Genomic DNA, 22,579 nt, shown 5'->3' with positions numbered 1-22,579 from the left:
TTAGAACGATAGCGATTCCTCCCGTAGTCATTGTTGGTGAAAAGCTTCCTGATTTTATCAAGATTCCACTTAGAGACTCTTTCGAAAAATCCCACTTGTTTGGTCAGCCGCTTGTTATGGATGAGTTTATTAATCAGTTAAATATTCACATTCCTAAAAAGTATCATCCATTTAATGCTGATATGAAGTGGGGTACGAATGAGTTTAAAATTGTACTGAAGAACGAAGTAACTAATGATGAGAAAGAAGAGATTCAGCTTATATGTGAGTCTTTAGGTCATCAGGGGTTTGATTATATTTTCGAGGTCAATCCAGAGATTAGTGATTATCCAGGAGTAGTCGATTTCAATACTAACTCTAGACATAATCTTCAAATTATAGCTAGCGGTCTAATTCAAAATCAGTTTTCTCGAAATATTTNAGAGTTTTGGGTTGAAAATAGGAAGAATATTTTTAGTGGTAATGATGTAAATCGTAATAATATATATTTGCCTAATGATTTTTTGAGGGGCACTAAATGCTTCGTAGATGCTTCAGTATTTGAGCGCAGAAACTTGAGGGTATATTTATCTCTTTATGAGAAGATTGTTATAGCGCTGCCATTTAAATCTAAAGAAAGAGATTTTTATGGGATGTTTGGTATAAATCCACTTGAGTTAAAGGAGCTTATCACTAGAGGTAGGTTGCTTTTTGTTGTGCCACAGAATTTAGCAAGATACTCGCAAAGCCTATTGCAGGAAATTATAGAGGCAAACCCGAATTCAATAATATTCTCTAGACGATTGGCAGCAACAGCAATTCAGGGTATTCAAAAGAAGACTGGCATTGTTGGTTCCACGTTTTCAAGTGATGAACAATATGATTTTCTCTATTATTGTGCGAGGTCTAATAACGAAGGACTCAAGTTTTTAGCAAAGTCTCTTTCTGAACAATGGCAGTTTTCAGAGTATATGATAGATAAAGAAGGCGCTGCCTCTGTTTTTAGGGCCGGATTTTCTAATTTGGCTACTAAGCTATTTGAAGCTAAAGGAAAGGATTTATCCATTGAGCTTGCTACAGCCAGCTCTAGCTTTGAGTTTGCTCAAGGATTAAATGCACATCACTTTCCATTTGATTCCGAGCAGTATTCAGAGGTTGCGGCTTGCGAAGCTGTTAGCAGTCTTTATAGTGGAGTGATTGACAACTCTCAGTTTATTAGAGAGTCTGAAATTAGCATGCTCTTGGAGAATGTTTTAGCAATTAATAATGATATGAATGTACTAGAGCTGGATGATGCTCTTACTAGCAATAGCCTTAGAGCCATCCCTGATATATTGAAAGGTTACTCCAATTTAAGTAATGATGAGCTAAGTTTAAAATTGTATGAACTTAGAAAAGAGCTCATGCAAATAGAAAGAAATAGAGGAAATTTAGCAGCTTTAGATTTCACTGGAGCATTTTGGCCATTAGTAGCCGGAGCAGCCATGGAATACAATGGTGTTCCTGGTGGTGCTTATGTATCTCTTGGTGGCTGGTTGTTAAAGGCATTGTGCCATTATAGTGGTCAGTCAAAACTAGCTGATAATCCTATATTTACACGGTTATCTAGCATTAATCACAGAGTGTCTCAAGACGCTATTATCATTAAAAGGTGTCGAGACTCTATTGGGAAGTATTAATAATTTATTTCTGGTCTACGGGGGGAAGTTGGTTGGTGGAGACTAAAGAGCGTGGTTTAGAAATAGAGAATAAATTACATGATATTAAAAAAATACAGGACAGCCATATCTTTTTGATGTTTCACACTGATGCTAAACCCGCGAGGTGATCGCCAGCGTGTCAAAGGATTACCGCAGCCCAAAAACGTGGCTGGGCAGTGAAGATGAAAACGTGCTCAAGCTGCTATCTGAACTCATGGGAACGGTAGCCGAGCTGGCAACCATCTGTGCCAGTCATACCCACAGCACCAGCCCGGCACCGAATGAGGCTGGAGACTTCTCCGGCAAGGCGAGTGCAGCAGCCGCGCAAAAGGCCAGGCTAGACCCAATCACCAAGTAAACCATAGATCCGTCTTTACTCGATACCGGCTCAGCTCCCACCAGGAACCTGAGCCGTTTTTCATATCAGCACACAGCAAAGCCCCACCCAACAATCAAAACTGACGATGCTGCAGTACAGACGCGGCTGGCTATTCTGGCCACGTAAACCACCACCTACGCAATTCTACGTCACGAAATCCGCACTCTTCCTCACCCTCCTGCGCGGTTTGCACCTCAAAATTTTTTCAGTTTTGAATTTGTTCAGTTTATGGCGCCCCCAAGCGCAGACACTGGGCCGGGGAAAGGATCGGAGATCTGAAAAGATCGCGGTTAATTTCACTGTTTTACAGTTCTACTAGGTTGGATTGACCATGGGTGCAGGCGTAAAAGCCGCAGCAGCACGGGGTTTTGCGTGGATTCCGTAAGGGTATGAGAGAAAGCCAGAAAACGGTGGCCATACTAAAGCAGTTGATCAATAAGACATTAAAAGGATCCAGAACTGAAAAGGATGGATGTGGCAGCACCAGTAATTTCTCTGCTGCCACTTTGCTGCCATTCCTACTAAATTGGCAAAGAAAAAGGGTTAGCATTTCTGCTAACCCTTTGTTTTATTTGGTGGAGGCGGCGGGACTTGAACCCGCGTCCGAAAAACCTACGCTCAAGGCGCTACATGCTTAGTCTCTCTTTTATTTAACCGGTTGAACTCCGAAAGACAGGATTCCAAACGGTGAGCCTGGTACTGTTTCGCGGTTCACCCCCAGACAAGGTTCCCTCGCTAGCACTATGTAAGGTGACCATCAAATCCACTGCCCATGTGCGAGACCTGTGGTAGATGGCTAGCGGCCTTAAGCTGCTAGAGCGTAGTTATCGTCGTTTGCAACTATAACTGTGCGGCTTTTTACGAGGCCAACCGCCCCTCGGCATGCTCCCGGAGTTTCGCGAATCCCGTCGAATCCAGAATCGCCCCCGTGATGTATCGATTGTAACCCCTTTACCACCTGCTTACCAAGGCTTTAATTAGCAAAGGACAATCACTTGCTGGTTATCCGTACAATTGGCGTGCGAAATAACAGCAAATATCAGTTACTTGCTCTTCATGACCCGGGCTTTTTCGATAGCCCAGTCACGTTGTTTAATATCGTCGCGTTTATCGTGGGCTTTCTTGCCCTTACCCAAGCCTATCTCAACCTTGACCCAGGCCCCTTTACGCCAGTACATGGAGATGGGCACTATGGCGTAACCCTGCCTTTCAACCAAGCCGGCCAGACGGTCCAGTTCACGGCGATTAAGCAGCAGTTTACGCATGCGGGTTGGGTCGCAGACCACATGAGTCGATGCCGCGCTGAGTGGGGTGATATTACAGTTGTGCAGGAAGGCTTCGCCATTTTTCAGCATGACAAAGCTTTCCGACAGATTCACCTTGCCGGCGCGGATGGATTTGACCTCCCATCCCATTAGGGACAGACCGGCCTCGAATTTTTCATCGAAGCGATATTCAAAGGTCGCACGCTTGTTCCGGGCAATGGTTGCCGGAGCGTTTGCGGATTTTTTTGCATTCTTCTTAGCCATAGGCTGGCTATTATACGCAGCAGCAGCCAATTTGGAATTGGCCTGGAAGAATATTTTGAGTTGCGGGCAGTAGCTTAGGGTTTTGTTGCTGGCTTTTTGAGCGCTTACAGAGGTAGAACTCATTGCGATGGAACAAAGGATGCGTTTTTTGACCGGCATGCTAAAATCCGGGTCTGTTTTGAGTCAGCCAAGAGTATCAACCAACGGATGCCACAGATTTCCCGCAGTGTTCTGGTACGTTACAGTGCGATGCAGATGTACCAGCTAGTCAATGATGTCGAGTCCTATAAAGAGTTTCTCCCTGGTTGCGTTGGCGGCAAGGTGTTGGAGTTTGATGGCAAAACCATGCTGGCGTCGGTAGATATCAGTAAAGCCGGGATCAGCAAGACCTTTACCACCCGTAATCAGGTGGTGGAGGGTAAAAGTATTGAGCTGCAACTGGAGAATGGCCCTTTCAAGCATTTGACCGGTCATTGGTATTTTACCGAGTTGGCAGAAGATGCATGTAAGGTGGAGTTTGAGTTGAATTTTGAGTTCTCCAGCGCCTTGGTGGGTATGGCATTCGGCAAGGTATTCAAAGAGCTGGTTACCTCTATGGTTACGGCTTTTACTCAAAGGGCGAAGGAAGTATACAGTGGCAAGTGAACAGGAAAAATTCAGTGTCGATGTTATTTATGCCTTACCGACACAACAGAAAGTGATCAGTGTTTCCGTGACGCCGGGTACCAGTTTTATCGAGGCTGTGCGTCAGAGTAACATCCAGGCTTTTTTCCCTGAGATTGACTTGGAAACGGTGAAACTCGGCACCTTCAGCCGTCAGGTCAAACACGATGACGAAGTTGAACCCGGGCAGAGAATTGAAATCTATCGTCCTTTGATTGCCGACCCTAAAGAGGTACGCCGTAAGCGTGCCGAGAAGGCCGCGGAGGAAGGGCGGATCAATAAAGTGACCGGCGCCAAAATCAACTGAGTTACTTTGCTGAATCCAAGACATTAAAAAAGCGCCTGTTGGCGCTTTTTTAATGTCTTGGGTTCAAGTTTAGGCGTAAGCCATTACTTACGGTCCTGTTCGTGTTTATTCATCTTGGTTGGATCCTGCTCTTCAACCAAAGGTTTTTCATCGCCGCGTTGCTGTGGGATCTGCGGCGTCAGCTCAGGGCTGTTGGCCATTGGCAGGCTACTTTGTTCCAGCGGGGTATTGAATTCATTACTCAGTTCGTAATCCCCTGTGACCTTGGCCAATTGATCGCCACTAAAGTGCAGGATCAGTTCTTTATGGGTAATGCTGGCATCACGACCACTCTTGTAATGGTAAACATAGTACCAGGTATCATCCTTGAAGCTGTCCCGCAGTACAGGACGCCCAAGCACAAATTCCACCTGCTCCTTGGTCATGTCGATGCGTAGCTTTTCCACCTGCTGAGGCTCCATATAGTTGCCCTGTGGAATATCAGGCTTGTACACCAGCCAGTCAAAGACACTGCAGGCACTGAGTGAGAGGGTGAGCGCACTAACGCTCAGCAGGGTAAGACTTTGCTTTTTAATTGACATTGAATGTGCTACTTCATGAAAAACTGTCGGCCATAATACCCAAGCCCAGCCCGTGCTGACAAGGGCTATTGACTCGGCGCTTGAGGCTTCGACAACATAAAAGTGACTTGGTTCGTCTCGCTGTTGCAAAATTGTTGTTTTGGCTCAAATTAACCTCTGGAAAATAGAATAAATTCACGGGAGGGGCTTATTTTAGTCGCTTCGGACAAAATCGGTGCCAGATCGACTAACAAGAAATTTTGAACTCGCTTTACCGGCTTGCAATAAGCCTGCTGCAGCATTGAAAACCATTTGTATTTAAAAGACTTATTTTTAAATACGTTCAAAATTTCGGTTATCAAGGCCCATAAAGCTGGCTATACTGAAACTCCCGTGATAGGCCCAAGTAAAAGCTGCTTTGGGTCATTTAAATCATCCATGCCTTTTATCCCTGTATATAAGTGTGGCAAACAACAGCCTTCTATTGCTATTTGTTAAGGAGTCTCGATGGAACAGGCCGGCATCTTTACCTCAGTGCTCATGTTTTTGCTCGCTGCCGTGGTGTTGGTTCCACTTGGCAAGCGCTTTGGTATAGGCCCCATACTTTCTTACCTTGCCGCCGGTGTACTGCTTGGACCGGGCGGTATTGCTGTGGTTTCTGAGCCGGCAGCTGTGCTTCATTTTGCCGAGCTTGGGGTGATCCTCATGCTGTTTGTCATGGGGCTTGAATTGACTCCTGGCAAACTCTGGGAACTTCGCAGTGCCATATTCGGCCTCGGCAGTGGTCAGTTACTGCTGTCCTGGGCAGTGGTCAGCGCTTTGGCATTCGGTGTCGGGCTTTCCATCGAAGCCGCTATTATTGTTGGCGCAGCGCTATCCCTGTCTTCTACAGCATTTGCGGTGCAATTAATGAATGAGCAGCGACTGCTCACCACACCAGTAGGTCGTGACGCCTTTGGGGTGTTGCTGATGCAGGATCTGGCGGTGATCCCCATGATGCTGCTGATTGCCTATCTGTCGCCAAGCGGCGCCGATCCGGCTCATCATGCCGTGCCCTGGTATTGGACTTGTTTGGCGCTCTTGGGATTTTTGCTGGTGGGGAAATACCTGCTTCCCAAAGTATTGCAGTTGGTGGCGGCCAGTGGGGTGCGCGAAGTGCTGACGGCGTTTTCGTTATTGCTGGTGATGGGCAGCGCGGCGCTAATGGCCTGGCTAGGGCTTTCGGCCGGTATGGGGGCGTTTTTGGCCGGTATCATGCTGGCCAACTCGGGTTATCGCCATCAGCTTGAAACCGATATTGAGCCTTTCAAGGGCTTGCTTTTGGGGCTGTTTTTCATGGCTGTAGGCATGACCATGGATCTGGGCTTACTGCTGAAGGAGCCTTTGGCGTTGTTGGGGATCCTCTTTGGCATGCTGGCGGTGAAGACTTTGGTCCTTATGTTGCTTGGGAAGTTTAGACACCATACCTGGCGCAGTGCCATGGTGTTGGGGTTGATCTTGGCCGAAGGCGGTGAATTTGCTTTTGTACTACTTTCCCAGGCACAGTTGTCAGGGCTTTTATCTGAGAAAATCAGCCAGATGTTGGTATTGGCTATAGGCTTGTCGATGGCGATAACGCCTTATTTGCTGAAGTTGTTCAGGTTGCTTGGCAAACCGGTGGAAGCGAGCCGTTTACCTGATGTGATAGAAGGGTCAGAAAGTGAAGTGGTCATCGCCGGTTTTGGCCGTATGGGGCAGATCACCGGCCGTATTTTGGCATCCTCAGGGATCCCGTTTGTGGCGCTGGATAAAGATGCCCGTCATGTGGACGTGGTGCGCCAATTTGGTGGTGAAGTGTATTTTGGTGATGCCAAGCGGCTCGATATGCTGTTTTCGGCCGGTTTGCCCAAGGCGCGGGTGATCCTGGTAGCGGTCAACAATGTGGAAGATTCATTGCAGATAGTGACTCAGGTGAAGACGCACTTTCCTCATGTGGCCGTGGTCGCCAGGGCCCGTGACCGTAACCATGCCTATCGTTTGATGAGTCTTGGGGTGACGTCGGTATTTCGGGAAACCTTCGGTTCGGCCCTCAGTGCCAGTGAGAGTGTGTTGCAAACACTGGGACTCAGTCAGGTTCAAGCCAATGAGCGGGTGAAGATATTTGCTGAGCACGACAAGGCACAGGTTGAGGCCGGGGCCAAGCACAAGGACGATCTTAAGGCGCTTATTCGCTTGTCCAATAAGGGCAGGGCAGAGCTGGAGTCCTTGATGCGGGCTGATAAAGACAAGGGGCTATAATGGAAGGCACGAACAAGTCCTATGTGCGGTCTGGGGTGGCGTACTGACCGGCAAGCTAAGCTTTACAACAGAGACCACCGCGAGGAATTATTCGTATTTTTAAGCGTGGTCGAGTAAATGATAGTTTGTCTTAAGTTTCTTGCTTGGATGCTTGTTTTAAGTTTTGGGCAGTTTTTATTCGGCTTATGGTGAGTTTAGTTTAGTCAGGTTCTATACCCGATCATTACTGTCTCAAGCCTTATTGGGGTGACTGTTTCAAGCGCACGGTTGTAGTTTGGCGTGGATAAAGGGCTGATAGATATTAAAGAGGTACAAAAAATCCGATGACCAGAGGTCATCGGATTTGGACTTTTAACCACTTAGATTTAACGCTTGTCCAGTTCCACGAAGTCGCGGGAAGTCGCACCTGTGTAGAGCTGACGTGGACGGCTGATCTTGTGACCAGGCTGATCCAGCATCTCTTTCCAGTGGGCAATCCAGCCAACAGTACGAGCCAGGGCAAAGATAACGGTAAACATGGAGGTTGGAATACCAATCGCCTTCATGATGATACCTGAGTAGAAGTCGACGTTTGGATAGAGCTTTTTGGAGATGAAGTACTCATCTTCCAGGGCGATACGCTCAAGTTCCATGGCAACATCCAGCAGAGGGTCGTTAACTTTGAGTTCGGCCAGCACTTCGTGACAGGTTTCACGCATCACTTTAGCGCGTGGATCGAAGTTCTTGTAAACCCTGTGACCGAAGCCCATCAGACGGAAAGGATCATCCTTGTCTTTGGCGCGTTCGATAAACTCAGGGATGCGATCCACAGTACCGATTTCTTCCAGCATACGCAGACAAGCTTCGTTGGCACCACCATGGGCAGGACCCCACAGCGAAGCGATACCGGCAGCGATACAGGCAAATGGGTTAGCACCCGAAGAGCCCGCCAGACGCACGGTTGAGGTTGAAGCGTTCTGCTCGTGATCGGCGTGCAGGATAAAGATGCGATCCATGGCACGTTCCACAATCGGGTTCACCTTGTATTCTTCACAAGGTACAGCGAACATCATCGACAGGAAGTTACCGGCATAGCTCAGGTCGTTGCGTGGGTACACGAACGGCTGTCCTATGGAGTACTTGTAGCACATGGCGGCAATGGTTGGCATCTTGGAAACCAGGCGGAAGGCTGCAATTTCACGATGACGGGCATCGTTGACATCCAAAGAGTCCTGATAGAAAGAAGACAAAGCGCCTGTCACGCCACAAAGCATGGCCATTGGGTGAGCGTCACGACGGAAGCCTCTGAAGAAGGAGGCCAACTGCTCGTGCACCATGGTATGAGTTTTAACTGTGTAGGCGAATTTTTCATACTCTGCCTTACTTGGCAGCTCGCCGTACAACAGCAGGTAACAGAGATCCAGGTAGTCGGATTCTGTCGCCAGTTGATCTATCGGATAGCCACGGTGTAACAATACACCCTGCGCACCATCGATATAGGTAATTGCAGATTCACAGGAGGCCGTCGCGAGAAATCCTGGATCAAAGGTAAAGTAGCCTTTACTGCCGAGTTTACTGATATCGATTACGTCGAAACCAGCAGTTCCTTGTTTCACTGGCAGTTCAATCGAGTCGTTCCCTGGTAATTCCAATTTGGCTTTTAAATCAGCCATACCCCGTTCTCCTTACTTCATTCTTATGTGAGTGCGGCATGTCAAACGGCCATTACTTTACAGCCAATCCAGATCACATTTCAATTTAAATAAGCGTTTAAATTCGTTAGACCATGGTATAGGTAAGACCAATTTCCCTGATAACACCAGCACTTATCCTGTAAAAAGGGCAAAAAAACAAAATTTGGATAATGTGATGTTTGTATTTGACATTTACGACGAGTATACTTGCTGCGGCTCGCAAGAGCTACAAACGGCGGGCTTGGTTAGCATATCACTAATTAACTAATTTTGTGTGTTGTCAACAAGTTAGCTTTTTGTTTCAACCTTCTATTGTGAAACCCTTCTCTGTGACTTCAGTCACAGAACTGTGTAAGAGCAAAATCGGTTCACATAACAAAAAAAATGCTCAATGGAGCTGAGTGAGCAGAACGTGAAAAAGCAAAGACCTGTCCATTTAGATCTGCAGACCATTCGCTTCCCGGCGACTGCAATTGTGTCCATTCTGCACCGGGTATCCGGTGTGATCATGCTGTTCGCTGTTGGTATACTTCTCTGGTTGCTGAACGCCTCGCTGGCGTCGGCCGAGAGTTTCCAAGGCGTACAATCTCTGTTAGACAACTTCGTGGTGAAGTTTATCCTGTGGGGCATTCTGACCGCACTGGCTTATCATTTGCTGGGCGGCTTGCGTCACCTGGTAATGGATACCGGTCGTTGGGAAGAGCTACCTTCGGGTAAGGCATCGGCCAAGGCAGTATTTGTCCTGACCGCAGTGTTTTCTGTATTAGCGGGGATCTGGGTATGGTAACCAATGCAGCGAGTTTTGGACGCAGTGGTGTTCATGACTTCATCCTATTACGCGCAAGTGCCGTCATTCTGGCCGTTTACACTATATTCTTGGTCGGATTTGCAGCTTGCAGTTCACCTCTCACCTACGATGTCTGGCATGGGCTGTTTGCTTCACTGCCGATGAAAGTCTTTACTCTGCTGGCGCTTATTGCGCTGCTTATCCATGCCTGGATCGGTATTTGGCAGGTACTGACTGACTACGTCAAAAACGTAGCACTGCGTGGGGTTTTACAGTTTGTCTTTGTCGTGACCGCCTTTGCTTATCTGGCGTCGGGCATAGTAATAGTGTGGGGTGTTTAAGTGGCTATTCCAGTACGCGAGTTTGACGCTGTCGTGATTGGTGCCGGTGGTGCCGGCATGCGCGCAGCACTGCAGATTTCTCAAGAGGGCAAGAGCTGTGCGCTCCTGTCCAAGGTTTTTCCTACACGTTCTCACACGGTTTCGGCCCAGGGCGGGATCACTGTTGCTCTGGGTAATGCCCACGAGGACAACTGGGAACACCATATGTATGACACGGTAAAAGGTTCCGACTTTATCGGCGACCAGGATGCCATCGAGTACATGTGTCAGACCGGCCCTGAAGCGGTTATCGAGCTGGAGCAGATGGGTCTGCCATTCTCACGCTTTGAAAACGGCACTATTTATCAGCGTCCTTTCGGCGGTCAATCCAAGAATTTCGGTGGTGAGCAGGCGGCCCGTACCGCGGCTGCGGCTGACCGTACCGGCCACGCGCTGCTACACTGCCTGTATCAGCAGAACGTTAAGAACAAGACTCAGGTATTTTCCGAGTGGTATGCCCTGGATCTGGTTAAAAACGAAGACGGTGCCATCGTAGGTTGTACTGCAATCGAAATTGAAACCGGTGAAATCGTTTACTTCAAAGCCAAGGCCACTGTATTGGCTACCGGCGGTGCCGGTCGTATCTTTGCTTCTACTACCAATGCCCACATCAACACAGGTGATGGTGTTGGTATGGCTGCCCGTGCCGGGGTTCAGCTGCAGGACATGGAAATGTGGCAGTTCCACCCAACCGGGATTGCCGGTGCCGGTGTTCTGGTGACTGAAGGTTGTCGTGGTGAGGGTGGTTACCTGCTCAATAAAGACGGTGAACGCTTCATGGAGCGCTATGCGCCCAACGCCAAAGATCTGGCTTCACGCGACGTGGTTGCCCGTTCCATGATGACAGAGATTCGTGAAGGCCGTGGTTGTGAAGGTCCTATGGGCCCACACCTGAAGCTGAAGCTGGACCATCTGGGCAAAGAAACCCTGGAAGCGCGTCTACCTGGTGTATGTGAACTATCCCGTACCTTTGCTCACATAGATCCCGCCGATGGCCCAATTCCGGTTATCCCAACTTGTCACTATATGATGGGTGGTTTGCCAACCAAGGTATCCGGTCAGGTGATCCATAAGAACGCCGATGGTACTGAAGAAGATATCAAGGGTCTGTTCGCCGTGGGCGAAATTGCTTGTGTATCGGTTCACGGTGCTAACCGTTTGGGTGGTAACTCACTACTCGACTTGGTAGTGTTCGGTCGTGCAGCCGGTCAACATCTGGGTAAAGCGCTGGATGAAACCGCAGATCCCAAAGCTGCGACTGAAGCCGACATTCAGAAGTCTCTTGAGCGTCTGAATCGTTGGGAAAGCAATAAAGACGGTGAAGATCCAGCGGTTATCCGTAAAGATCTGCAGATGTGCATGCAACTGAACTTTTCGGTATTCCGTAGCGGTGATGCCATGGCCGAAGGCCTGAAAGAACTGCAGAAAATTCGTGAGCGTCTGGCCAATGCCAAGCTATCTGACAACTCCAGAGAGTTCAACACTCAGCGTATCGAGTGTTTGGAACTGGATAACCTGATGGCAACAGCTATCGCATCTGCTTACGCAGCCAACTTCCGTACCGAGAGCCGTGGTGCTCACAGCCGTGAAGACTTCCCTGAGCGTGATGACGCCAACTGGCTGTGTCACAGCCTGTTTGACCCAGTCAACGAAACCATGTCCACCCGTGAAGTGAACATGGCGCCCAAGACACGTGAAGCCTTCCCGCCGAAGAAGCGTACCTACTAAGGAGTTGCGAAGATGAAATTGGATATTGCAGTTTATCGCTACAATCCTGATGTAGACACTAAACCCTACATGCAGGATTACAGCCTGGAAGTGGCCGAAGGCACCGATATGATGGTATTGGATGCCCTGCTCAAGCTTAAAGAGCAGGACCCAAGCCTGTCTTTCCGTCGCTCTTGTCGCGAAGGGGTTTGTGGTTCCGACGGCATGAATATGAACGGTAAAAACGGTCTGGCCTGTATCACGCCTGTATCTGCATTCAAGGGCAAGAAGATTGAAATCCGTCCTCTGCCCGGTATGCCTGTGGTGCGTGATTTGGTGGTTGACCTGAGTCAGTTTTACAAGCAATACGAGAAGATCAAGCCGTACCTCATCAATGATGAGAAGAAGCCGGCCCGTGAACATCTGCAGTCACCGGAGGAGCGTGCTCACCTGGATGGTCTGTATGAATGTATCATGTGTGCTTGTTGTTCTACGGCTTGCCCGTCATTCTGGTGGAACCCGGATAAGTTTGTTGGCCCCAGTGGTCTGCTGCATGCCTATCGTTTCTTGATAGACAGCCGAGATACTGCGACCGAGGAGCGTCTGAGCGAGCTGGATGATGCATACAGCGTCTTCCGTTGCCACGGCATTATGAACTGTGTGGATGTTTGTCCGAAAGGCTTGAACCCAACCAAGGCCATCGGACACATCAAGTCCATGTTGCTGAAGCGGGCTGTATAAATGCAAGACGACGAGCTTAATCCAATAATTACATAGGCTCGTGGGGAGTCACTTTCTCTGGGCAGAAAGTGGCTCTTTTGTGTGTAAAGGACTACAAAAGGCCGTAACATCCGGATGTCCCAGGGGCGGCTGAGACCCTGCCAAGGCAGGGAAAATATGGCTAAGCACGTGTATCAAGTTTGAAAGGATAAGAAATGCACCAAGGCAGCATGAAAGCCTGGCTCGAATCATCTCACTTGAGTGGGGCGAACTCGACCTACGTTGAAGAGATGTATGAAGCCTACCAAGAAGACCCCACCTCGGTATCTGACGACTGGCGTGCGGTGTTTGAGCAACTCCCTCCCGTGAACGGTGCCTCTGCTGATGTACCCGAAGCTTCTCACTCCAAGATCCGTGACTATTTTCGCTCCCTCGCACAGGAAGGCCGCAGTAAAGGTACCAGCCGCGTGTCCGATCCTGATGTCGATGCCAAGCAGGTAAAAGTTCTGCAATTGATCAATGCCTACCGTTTCCGTGGTCACCAGAGTGCCAATCTGGACCCGTTGGAACTGTGGAAGCGCGACACAGTTGCCGAATTGGATCCGGCGTTCCACGGCTTGACCAGTGAGGACATGGAGCGGGAATTCAACACAGGTTCTTTTGCTTATGGCGGTGACACCCTGAAACTGGGTGAGCTGGTGAAGGCGCTCAAGGCGACCTATTGCGGCTCTATCGGCGCCGAATATATGCATATCACCGACACCGAAGAGAAACGTTGGATCCAGCAACGTCTCGAACCTTCACTGGGTAAGGGCAGCTATGATAAGGCAGTCAAGACCCGGATCCTTGAAGGATTGAATGCCGCCGAAGGCATGGAAAAGTATTTGGGTGCCAAATTCCCCGGCGCCAAGCGCTTCTCCCTCGAAGGGGGTGATGCACTGGTGCCTATGATGCGCGAAATTATCTATCGTGCCGGTGAAGCGGGTACCAAAGAGATAGTCGTGGGCATGGCTCACCGAGGCCGTCTTAACGTTTTGGTTAACATTCTGGGCAAGCGTCCTGCCGAACTCTTTGACGAGTTTGCCGGCAAGCATCATGAGACGCTGGGTTCAGGGGACGTTAAGTACCATCAGGGCTTCTCTTCCGATTTTGAAACACCCGGTGGCAATGTTCACCTGGCATTGGCGTTCAACCCCTCACACCTGGAAATCGTTAACCCGGTCGTGATGGGCTCGGTGCGCGCCAGATTGGATCGCCGCGGCAGTGAAGATGGCTTGCAGGTAATGCCAATTACCATTCATGGTGACTCGGCCATTGCCGGACAGGGCATTGTGCAAGAGACATTTAACATGTCTCAGACCCGCGGCTTTAAAGTCGGCGGCTCTATCCGCATCGTGGTCAATAACCAGGTGGGCTTTACCACCTCCAACCACCAGGATGTGCGTTCTACCGAATACTGTACCGATATCGCCAAAATGGTTCAGGCGCCAATTTTCCATGTTAATGCCGACGATCCTGAGGCCGTAGCTTTTGTCTCTCAGTTGGCCGTGGATTACCGCAACACCTTTAAGCGTGATGTGGTTATCGAATTGGTATGTTATCGCCGTCACGGCCACAACGAGGCCGATGAGCCCAGTGCGACTCAGCCACTGATGTACGCCAAGATCAAGAAGCACCCAACGCCACGTAAGATCTACGCCGACAAGTTGATTGCCGAGAACAGCATTGCGGCCGACGATGTTACCGCCATGATCAATAACTATCGTGATGCCCTGGATCAAGGGGATTGTGTGGTCAAAGAGTGGCGTCCAATGACGCTGCACACTGTGGACTGGACTCCTTATTTGAACCGCGAATGGGATGAGTCGTTTGAATCCGGTATGACGCTGGAGCGTCTGCAGAATCTGGCCGACAAGATAAGCTATGTACCTGAGAGTCATAAGCTGCACTCACGGGTTGCCAAGATATACAACGACCGCGTTGCGATGGCCAAAGGCGAGAAGCTGATGGACTGGGGCTTTGCCGAGACTCTGGCCTATGCCAGCATCCTCGAGGACAAGCAAAGAGTCAGGATCACCGGGCAGGACTCGGGTCGTGGCACCTTCTTCCATCGCCACGCCGTGCTGCACAACCAGAACGATGGTACGACTTACCTGCCGCTGCGCCATGTGGCGAAAGAACAGGGCCCTATCGACATCACCGACTCTGTGTTGTCTGAAGCCTCAGTGCTGGCGTTCGAGTACGGTTATGCCACAGCTGAGCCGGGTGGCCTGACTATCTGGGAAGCCCAATTCGGTGACTTTGCCAACTGTGCCCAGGTGGTTATTGACCAGTTCCTGTCATCCGGTGAGCAGAAGTGGGGCCGTCTGTGCGGTTTGACCATGTTGCTGCCACACGGCTATGAAGGTCAGGGGCCTGAGCACTCAAGTGCTCGTCTGGAGCGTTTCTTGCAGCTGTGCGCCAACCACAATATGCAGGTTTGTGTGCCTTCGACTCCGGCTCAGGTCTACCACATGCTGCGTCGTCAGGTGGTGCGTCCAATGCGTCGTCCGCTGGTGGTTATGTCTCCCAAGTCGCTGCTGCGTCATCCGCTGGCAGTGTCTTCCCTGGACGAGCTGGCCAACGGTCAATTCCAGAACGTTATCGGTGAAATCGATACTCTGGATGCCGCCAAGGTTGATCGCGTAGTGTTCTGTAGCGGTAAGGTTTACTACGAGCTGCTGGAGCGTCGCCGCAAAGAGAATATCGATAATGTCGCTTTGGTGCGGGTAGAGCAGTTGTATCCCTTCCCACACGAAGAGATGGCAGTCGCCCTGAAAGATTATCAGCATGTGACCGACTTTGTTTGGTGTCAGGAAGAGCCTCAGAACCAAGGTGCCTGGTATTGCAGCCAGCATCATTTCTGGGCAGCCATTCCAAAAGGTGCCCAGCTCAGCTACGCTGGCCGTGACGCCTCTGCAGCGCCGGCTTGTGGCTATCCTGAGTTGCATACGCATCAGCAGGAATCACTGATCACTAGCGCATTAAAACTGAAGTAATAGAAATTTATACAAAAAGGAAAGCTTTCCATGAGTATCGAAATCAAGGTACCTGTACTGCCCGAATCTGTTGCCGACGCGACTATCGCCACTTGGCACGTTAAGCCTGGTGAGCCGGTTTCCCGTGATCAGAACCTGGTTGATATTGAAACAGATAAAGTGGTGTTGGAAGTTGTAGCACCCGAAGATGGTCAGATCAGCGAACTGCTGTTCCAGGAAGGGGATACCGTCCTGGCCGAACAGGTTATCGCCAACTTCGTCGCCGGCGCTGTTGCCGGTCAGGAAGTGAGCAAAGAGCAGGCTGAAGCCGCAGCCCCTAAGGCTGAAGAAGCCGCGGCAGAAAACAACGATGCCCTGAGCCCATCAGTACGTCGCCTGATAGCCGAACACAACCTGGATGCCGCTAAAATCAAGGGCACAGGTGTGGGTGGCCGTATCACCAAAGAAGACGTGGAAGCCTTTGTTAAGTCAGGCTCTGCCAAGCCGGCTGCAGCTGCTGCCACAGCACCTGTGACCCTGGCGGGCGATCGCAGCGAGAAACGCGTACCTATGACGCGTCTGCGCAAGACTATCGCCACTCGTCTGCTGGAAGCCAAGAACTCCACCGCCATGCTGACCACCTTCAACGAGGTCAACATGAAGCCTATCATGGACATCCGTAAGAAGTATCAGGAAGTCTTTGAGAAGAAGCACGGCATCCGTCTTGGCTTTATGTCTTTCTACGTGAAAGCAGTAACCGAAGCGCTGAAGCGTTATCCAGAAGTCAACGCTTCTATCGATGGCAGCGACATCCTGTACCACAACTACTTCGATGTCAGCATCGCCGTTTCCACGCCTCGTGGCCTGGTAACGCCTGTGCTGCGCGACACAGATACCATGAGCCTGGCCGATATCGAGAAAGCGGTTCGCGAACTGGCTATTAAAGGTCGTGACGGCAAGCTGACAGTGGAAGATATGACAGGTGGTAACTTCACTGTGACCAACGGCGGTGTGTTTGGCTCTTTGATGTCGACGCCTATTCTGAACCTGCCACAGAGCGCAATCCTCGGCATGCATGCCATCAAGGACCGCCCAATGGCAGTCAATGGGCAGGTGGAAATCCTGCCCATGATGTACCTTGCTCTCTCATATGACCATCGCATCATTGATGGTCGTGAGTCAGTTGGCTTCCTGGTGACTATTAAGGATCTGCTGGAAGACCCAACTCGTCTGCTGCTGGACTTGTAAGCGCCGCCAGACAATAACCTCGTGACTGGCCCCTCGGGGCCGGTTGGATTTAAAACGTAGTATACGGATAGATCATCATGAATTTGCATGAGTATCAGGCAAAAGCCCTATTTGCCGAATATGGTTTACCAGTGTCAGAAGGCTATGCTTGTGACACAGCTCAGGAAGCTGTTGAAGCAGCCGGTCGCATTGGCGGAAACATGTGGGTAGTCAAGTGCCAGGTGCACGCTGGTGGCCGCGGTAAAGCAGGTGGCGTTAAAGTCACTGGCGATAAAGAAGAGATCAGAGCCTTTGCCGAACATTGGCTGGGCAAGAATCTGGTCACTTATCAGACTGATGAAAAAGGTCAGCCGGTTGCCAAGATCCTGGTTGAAAGCTGCACTGATATCGCCAACGAACTCTATCTGGGTGCCGTTGTCGACCGTGGCACTCGCCGCGTCGTGTTTATGGCTTCTACCGAAGGTGGTGTGGAAATCGAAAAGGTGGCCGAAGAGACCCCTGAGCTGATCCACAAAGCCATTATCGACCCTATCACAGGTCCTCAGCCTTTCCAGGCGCGTGACCTTGGCTTTAAGCTGGGTCTGAACCCAACTCAAATCAAGCAGTTCACCAAGATCTTTATGGGTCTGGCGACCATGTTCCTGGAGCATGACTTTGCCCTGCTGGAGATCAACCCTCTGGTGATCACCACAGAAGGCAACCTGCACTGCCTGGACGGCAAGATTGGCGTAGATGGTAACGCTCTGTTCCGTCAGCCAAAGATCAAAGACATGCATGATCCTTCACAAGACGACCCACGTGAAGCCCACGCAGCCAAGTTCGAACTGAACTATGTGGCTCTGGACGGTAACGTAGGTTGCATGGTAAACGGTGCCGGTCTGGCCATGGGTACCATGGATATCGTTAACCTGCATGGCGGCAAGCCAGCCAACTTCCTCGACGTAGGTGGCGGCGCGACCAAAGAACGTGTTGCCGAAGCCTTCAAGATCATTCTGTCTGACAGCAATGTGAAGGCCGTTCTGGTGAACATTTTCGGTGGTATCGTGCGTTGTGACATGATCGCCGAAGGTATTATCGGTGCAGTGAAAGAAGTCGGTGTGAAAGTGCCTGTGGTTGTGCGTCTGGAAGGTACCAACGCCGAGCTGGGCTCTAAAGTACTCGCCGAATCAGGTTTGGATATCATTGCTGCGACAAGTCTGACCGACGCTGCTCAGCAAGTAGTTAAAGCTGCGGAGGGCAAATAATGTCTGTTTTAATCAACAAAGATACCAAGGTTATCTGCCAGGGTTTCACCGGTGGTCAGGGGACTTTTCATTCTGAGCAGGCGATTGCCTACGGTACTCAGATGGTCGGCGGTGTGTCTCCTGGTAAAGGCGGCACCACTCACTTGGGCTTGCCAGTATTCAACACAGTGAAAGACGCTGTTGCCGCCACCGGCGCCACTGCATCTGTTATCTATGTTCCTGCGCCTTTCTGTAAAGATGCTATCCTGGAAGCCATAGATGGCGGTATCGAGCTTATCGTTTGTATTACCGAAGGTATTCCGACGCTGGATATGCTGCAGGTAAAAGTGAAGCTGGAAGAAACCGGCGTGCGCATGATAGGTCCTAACTGCCCAGGTGTTATCACCCCCGGCGAATGTAAAATAGGCATCATGCCAGGTCACATCCACAAGCCAGGTAAAGTGGGTATCGTTTCCCGCAGCGGTACTCTGACTTACGAAGCCGTTAAGCAGACTACTGACGAAGGTTTCGGCCAGTCTACCTGTGTGGGCATTGGTGGTGACCCGATCCCTGGTACCAACTTCATCGACGTACTGGAAATGTTCCAGAACGATCCTCAGACCGAGGCCATAGTGATGATAGGTGAAATCGGCGGTACTGCCGAAGAAGAAGCGGCGGCTTACATCAAGGCCAACGTTACCAAGCCAGTGGTCTCTTATATTGCCGGTGTGACTGCGCCAGCAGGTAAGCGTATGGGCCATGCAGGCGCCATCATTGCCGGTGGTAAGGGTACTGCTGCCGACAAGTTCGCCGCTCTGGAAGCAGCTGGCGTGACTACCGTACGCTCGCTGGCCGAAATCGGCAGCGCGCTGCGTGAGAAAACCGGCTGGTAAGCACAGTCGTTAAGCTCACAAAAGGCGCCGCGAGGCGCCTTTTTTATTGGCTGCTGTGATGAAGCTCTGATGCCTCCGGCTGGATATTTGATTGGGAAAAGGTTAGATTGGGGCTTGGCTATTCCTTCGGGGAGTCTTGGTGCATTAATGTGCTAAAAATATAAAAAATTCAAATTGTTATTAATCATCTCTCTTGGGGTTGTCGCTTTGTTGTTATCCGGAGCCGAGTAGTGGGCTGCGCCAAGACAGCCACTGACGCGGGTATCCGAGCCAACTCAGAGGGTTTGATTTCGTGTTAACACCATTTCAGCGCCGTATTGGTTCGCCCGATGCGGCGCTGAAGTGCAATTCGGGGGCGAAAGCGTTCGAAGATCAAGCTGAATTTGTCTGAAACGCCTGTCAGGCGATTTTCAGCGATTGGGTATTGGCGTCAACCCTCAATGGGGGAAGGGATGACCCGATGTGGGGCCGCTCAGGCGGCTTTTCTGAAAAGTAGAGGATTGCTGTGAGTACACAACCTAATATAGTAATTTCTGAAGTGGATATGGATCGCCTGGAGCGTTTGCTGGAGTCATTGCCGGCGAATGCCTTTCCCGGCCATCAAGCACTCGAGGCTGAACTGGAGCGGGCAGAAATCAGGCCATCCAAGGAGATGCCGGATAATGTAGTAACCATGAACTCTGAAGTCCGTTTTCGTATGTCTTCCTCAAATGAAGAGTTCACCTTGCGCCTGGTTTATCCAAAAGATGCCGATGGCAGCGCCGGTAAAATTTCGATTCTGGCACCTGTTGGCGGCGCCTTGTTGGGTTTGGCCCAGGGAGATGAAATCGAATGGCCGGGTCCCGGTGGTGGCATGGTGAAAGTGCGGATTGAAGAGATCATCTATCAACCGGAACGTTCTGGTGATTTTCACCGCTAGGCACCGGAGCCGGTAAGGCTTTGGATGGATATGAGAGTGATAGTTCTTCAGGTCACTCGGAATGTACCAACGACAGGGAAAGGAGATAAAGATGAAGCAGTACTTTGTCCACAATGGTTTTTCTGCCGGCAGCGGTAAATTACCGGCGGATCCACAGTTGATCAGTGAACATGATGCCGACAAGCTGATGCAGTTTGCCGGTCTGGAGCCCAAGCATGTGGGTAATCTGACGCCTCCGGCGCAGTTCGCCGAAGAGGGAGACTGGTTATTCCGGCTTTTCGCCAATAACCGTTTTCTTTGTTATGCGGACCCGATGCTTTTCAGTCATGCCTGCCCAAGGAAGAAGGGTGAGCCTTTGGCTTTGAATTGGTAATTTCAAGATTACCGACAATAAAAAACCAGCGCTTGGCGCTGGTTTTTTTAATTATCACTCTTGGCCGTGATCGCACTTGTCGTTGGTGCAGACGCCATAGAGGTAGAGGCTGTGATTGGTGAGCTTGATATTGTGTCGCATGGCAATTTCATGCTGACGACGCTCGATAAGGTCATCAGAAAACTCGATCACTTTGCCACAGCTCAGGCACACCAGGTGATCATGATGATGTTGGGTGGAGAGTTCAAATACGGCTTTGCCACTTTCGAAGTGGTGGCGGCTGACAATGCCGGCATCGTCAAACTGATTTAATACCCGATAAACAGTAGCCAAACCTATCTCTTCGCCGATATCCAGCAATTTCTTATATAAGTCTTCGGCACTGATATGCTGGTTTTCCGGTTCTTGCATCAGCTCCAGGATTTTGACTCGTGGCAGGGTGATTTTCAAACCCGCTTTCTTCAGCGCTTGATTTCCATCTGTCATGGCTAATCTCTTGATTGCAGAACCCTTGGTATTACACATAGGTTCGTCCGTGGATAATAGACCCCATTATATGTGTACTGTTCTAAAACTTAAACCTCTGATCCGGCTTTTGGTACTTCTGTGGGGTAACTTAGCTATAATCGGCATAATTTTGAATAAAAACAAGCAATTTAAGCATACATTTTGTATGGTTATACCAAGGCATAATTGCGCTGTTGAGTCGCTATTGGCAGGATGGCAGAAAAACAAAAGGATACCAGATGCATCGTCGAATCGTGATTTTAACCGGCGCCGGGATCTCTGCCGAGTCCGGTTTACGTACCTTCAGGGATCAAGATGGCCTGTGGGAAGAACATCATATCGAGGATGTGGCGACTCCTGAAGGTTATGAACGTGACCCTGAGCTGGTTGAACGTTTTTACAATGGTCGTTGGCAACAACTGCATTCGGGCAATATAGAACCCAACGCTGCTCATACGGCGCTCTCTCGCCTTGAGCAAGAGTTTGAGGGGGAGCTGCTTATTGTCACCCAAAACATAGACGATCTGCACGAGAGAGCAGGCTCCAGGCGCTTGCTGCATATGCACGGCGAGCTTTCCAAAGGGCGTTGTCCGCGCTCCCGGCAAACTTTTACATTGCACGAACCCTTCGGGCCTGAGAATACCTGCACTTGCTGTATTCCAGCTCAGCGTTTGCGGCCTCACGTGGTTTGGTTCGGTGAAATGCCTCTGGGAATGGATAGAATTCACGATGCGCTGGATCACTGCGATCTCTTCATTGCCATTGGCACCTCTGGCACTGTCTATCCCGCTGCCGGTTTTGTCGATAGCGCCAATCACCATGGTGCGCTCACCGTTGAGGTCAATCTGATGCCGGCAGACAGACACAGCCAGTTTCAGATCCATTTACAAGGAAAGGCCAGTGAGATGGTAGCGCCACTGGTGGAGCGTATTCTTGCGGGTCAGTCTATCTGTAACCAAACCGGGCATAACTGATGCCTGAGCCACGTACTATCGATGGTAACAGTCGCTTGGCGATCATAATGCGCGGTCTGCCGGGTAGCGGCAAATCCTACTGGGTTCGTCAGTTTATCCAGGAACTATCTGTAGAGCTTGTACAGTGTATTACTGAGAAGGGCCTTTGCTCAACCGACCGTTTCTTTTATCGAAATGACCGTTATTGTTTCGATGCTGCGCGTTTGGCGGAATTTCATCAACTCAATCTGAGTCGTTTCATCGAGGCATTGGCAACCGGGGTGCCTGTGGTTATCTGTGATAATACCAACATGGCGCTGTGGGAGTTCGCTGCCTATCAAGCGGCTGCGAAGGCCTTGGGTTACCGAGTGCATATTCAGCAGATTGGTGATGTGCGTTGCAAAACACATCTGCAAGAGTGTGCCGAGCGAAATAAACATGGTGTCAGTCTTAAATCCATTCAAAGAATGGCCAGCCAATTTCAGACAATTGAAAAATAACTTCTTGGCGGGAATTAAAATATCTGGTTTCAGAAATTGCAATATATCGGTATAAAATGGTTCTACTAAAGAAATAGCCGAGTTGACTTTTATTTAAAACAAAGACAGCCATTAATATTGTTTTTATTTTTAAGGTTGTTTTAATAATAACATTAGTGTTAATTTGTTTCCTTGTTATATCTTGTGTCTTTGCTCACTCTTTTATTTTATTTTTGGTCATAATATCTTCACGGGTCAGGATAGACCCATTAATCATTATTATAACTTTCGCTTGAGTTTCGGGAG

Annotated in this window: 20 protein-coding genes and 1 other RNA gene; 16 read left to right on the top strand and 5 right to left on the bottom strand. The window is 49.8% G+C overall.

The window, feature by feature from the left end:
- Positions 1-1,815: 1,815 nt before the first annotated feature.
- Positions 1,816-2,037: a hypothetical protein gene (locus ACMHXH_RS08955; RefSeq protein WP_202932952.1), complete on the top strand. Its 222-nt coding sequence runs from the start codon at positions 1,816-1,818 to the stop codon at positions 2,035-2,037.
- A 594-nt stretch (positions 2,038-2,631) separates the two neighbouring features.
- On the opposite strand, the gene ssrA is transcribed toward ACMHXH_RS08955, so the two are convergent.
- Positions 2,632-2,986, bottom strand: a transfer-messenger RNA (tmRNA) gene (gene ssrA, locus ACMHXH_RS08950).
- Positions 2,987-3,101: 115 nt separating this feature from the next.
- Positions 3,102-3,587: an SsrA-binding protein SmpB gene (gene smpB, locus ACMHXH_RS08945; protein ID WP_025009743.1), complete on the bottom strand. Its 486-nt coding sequence runs from the start codon at positions 3,585-3,587 to the stop codon at positions 3,102-3,104.
- Positions 3,588-3,794: 207 nt separating this feature from the next.
- On the opposite strand from smpB, the gene ACMHXH_RS08940 reads away from it, so the two are divergent.
- Together ACMHXH_RS08940 and ACMHXH_RS08935 are read left to right on the top strand one after the other, a co-directional pair.
- On the top strand, positions 3,795-4,232 hold the full coding sequence (locus ACMHXH_RS08940) for an SRPBCC family protein (RefSeq protein WP_039032716.1): 438 nt from the start codon (positions 3,795-3,797) through the stop codon (positions 4,230-4,232).
- Positions 4,222-4,557: an RnfH family protein gene (locus tag ACMHXH_RS08935; protein ID WP_039032717.1), complete on the top strand. Its 336-nt coding sequence runs from the start codon at positions 4,222-4,224 to the stop codon at positions 4,555-4,557. The genes ACMHXH_RS08940 and ACMHXH_RS08935 overlap by 11 nt, the downstream gene beginning before the upstream one ends.
- Before the next feature lie 83 nt (positions 4,558-4,640).
- On the opposite strand, the gene ACMHXH_RS08930 is transcribed toward ACMHXH_RS08935, so the two are convergent.
- Positions 4,641-5,138, bottom strand: a complete 498-nt coding sequence (locus ACMHXH_RS08930; RefSeq protein ID WP_039032718.1) for an outer membrane protein assembly factor BamE — start codon at positions 5,136-5,138, stop codon at positions 4,641-4,643.
- 486 nt (positions 5,139-5,624) lie between these two features.
- Between ACMHXH_RS08930 and ACMHXH_RS08925 the strand changes: the two genes are divergently transcribed.
- Positions 5,625-7,394 (top strand): monovalent cation:proton antiporter-2 (CPA2) family protein, encoded by a 1,770-nt coding sequence (locus tag ACMHXH_RS08925; RefSeq protein WP_039032719.1) that lies wholly within the window; start codon positions 5,625-5,627, stop codon positions 7,392-7,394.
- Positions 7,395-7,759: 365 nt separating this feature from the next.
- Here the strand turns inward: ACMHXH_RS08925 and ACMHXH_RS08920 are convergent, their stop codons facing one another.
- Complete coding sequence (locus ACMHXH_RS08920) at positions 7,760-9,046, bottom strand: citrate synthase (protein ID WP_039032720.1); 1,287 nt, start codon at positions 9,044-9,046, stop codon at positions 7,760-7,762.
- Positions 9,047-9,458: 412 nt separating this feature from the next.
- Here ACMHXH_RS08920 and sdhC point away from each other — a divergent pair, with 412 nt between their 5' ends.
- The 10 genes from sdhC to ACMHXH_RS08870 all read left to right on the top strand — a co-directional run bounded on the left by sdhC (position 9,459) and on the right by ACMHXH_RS08870 (position 20,334).
- Positions 9,459-9,854 (top strand): succinate dehydrogenase cytochrome b556 subunit, encoded by a 396-nt coding sequence (gene sdhC / locus ACMHXH_RS08915; RefSeq protein ID WP_025011017.1) that lies wholly within the window; start codon positions 9,459-9,461, stop codon positions 9,852-9,854.
- Positions 9,848-10,195 (top strand): succinate dehydrogenase, hydrophobic membrane anchor protein, encoded by a 348-nt coding sequence (gene sdhD, locus ACMHXH_RS08910; protein WP_025011016.1) that lies wholly within the window; start codon positions 9,848-9,850, stop codon positions 10,193-10,195. Before sdhC ends, sdhD begins: the two co-directional genes overlap by 7 nt.
- On the top strand, positions 10,196-11,962 hold the full coding sequence (gene sdhA, locus ACMHXH_RS08905) for a succinate dehydrogenase flavoprotein subunit (RefSeq protein WP_071477404.1): 1,767 nt from the start codon (positions 10,196-10,198) through the stop codon (positions 11,960-11,962).
- A 12-nt stretch (positions 11,963-11,974) separates the two neighbouring features.
- The gene (locus ACMHXH_RS08900) at positions 11,975-12,682 is read left to right on the top strand and encodes a succinate dehydrogenase iron-sulfur subunit (protein ID WP_039032724.1); all 708 of its coding nucleotides are present in this window, start codon (positions 11,975-11,977) and stop codon (positions 12,680-12,682) included.
- 194 nt (positions 12,683-12,876) lie between these two features.
- A complete protein-coding gene (sucA, locus tag ACMHXH_RS08895; RefSeq protein ID WP_039032725.1) occupies positions 12,877-15,699 on the top strand; it encodes a 2-oxoglutarate dehydrogenase E1 component in 2,823 nt (940 codons plus the stop codon).
- Between the two features lie 30 nt (positions 15,700-15,729).
- On the top strand, positions 15,730-16,926 hold the full coding sequence (gene odhB, locus ACMHXH_RS08890) for a 2-oxoglutarate dehydrogenase complex dihydrolipoyllysine-residue succinyltransferase (RefSeq protein WP_039032726.1): 1,197 nt from the start codon (positions 15,730-15,732) through the stop codon (positions 16,924-16,926).
- Between the two features lie 77 nt (positions 16,927-17,003).
- Positions 17,004-18,170 carry an ADP-forming succinate--CoA ligase subunit beta gene (gene sucC, locus ACMHXH_RS08885; RefSeq protein ID WP_039032727.1) on the top strand — a complete coding sequence of 389 codons (1,167 nt, stop codon included), beginning with the start codon at positions 17,004-17,006 and terminating at the stop codon, positions 18,168-18,170.
- Positions 18,170-19,042: a succinate--CoA ligase subunit alpha gene (gene sucD / locus ACMHXH_RS08880; protein ID WP_025011011.1), complete on the top strand. Its 873-nt coding sequence runs from the start codon at positions 18,170-18,172 to the stop codon at positions 19,040-19,042. Before sucC ends, sucD begins: the two co-directional genes overlap by 1 nt.
- A gap of 505 nt (positions 19,043-19,547) precedes the next feature.
- Positions 19,548-19,961: a nucleoside diphosphate kinase regulator gene (gene rnk / locus ACMHXH_RS08875; protein WP_039032728.1), complete on the top strand. Its 414-nt coding sequence runs from the start codon at positions 19,548-19,550 to the stop codon at positions 19,959-19,961.
- A gap of 91 nt (positions 19,962-20,052) precedes the next feature.
- Complete coding sequence (locus ACMHXH_RS08870) at positions 20,053-20,334, top strand: hypothetical protein (protein ID WP_039032729.1); 282 nt, start codon at positions 20,053-20,055, stop codon at positions 20,332-20,334.
- Between the two features lie 54 nt (positions 20,335-20,388).
- Here the strand turns inward: ACMHXH_RS08870 and fur are convergent, their stop codons facing one another.
- A complete protein-coding gene (gene fur, locus ACMHXH_RS08865; RefSeq protein WP_025011008.1) occupies positions 20,389-20,820 on the bottom strand; it encodes a ferric iron uptake transcriptional regulator in 432 nt (143 codons plus the stop codon).
- A 260-nt stretch (positions 20,821-21,080) separates the two neighbouring features.
- Between fur and cobB the strand changes: the two genes are divergently transcribed.
- Together cobB and ACMHXH_RS08855 are read left to right on the top strand one after the other, a co-directional pair.
- Complete coding sequence (gene cobB, locus ACMHXH_RS08860) at positions 21,081-21,815, top strand: Sir2 family NAD+-dependent deacetylase (RefSeq protein ID WP_039032730.1); 735 nt, start codon at positions 21,081-21,083, stop codon at positions 21,813-21,815.
- Complete coding sequence (locus tag ACMHXH_RS08855; protein ID WP_039032731.1) at positions 21,815-22,294, top strand: AAA family ATPase; 480 nt, start codon at positions 21,815-21,817, stop codon at positions 22,292-22,294. Before cobB ends, ACMHXH_RS08855 begins: the two co-directional genes overlap by 1 nt.
- Positions 22,295-22,579: the final 285 nt, after the last annotated feature.

It is taken from the genome of Shewanella sp. BJSY2023SW001 (assembly GCF_047314685.1).
In the GTDB taxonomy this organism is placed as follows: domain Bacteria; phylum Pseudomonadota; class Gammaproteobacteria; order Enterobacterales; family Shewanellaceae; genus Shewanella; species Shewanella indica.
The sequence above is the reverse complement of the archived record's forward strand: the minus strand, read 5'-3'. Positions and strand labels throughout refer to the sequence as shown.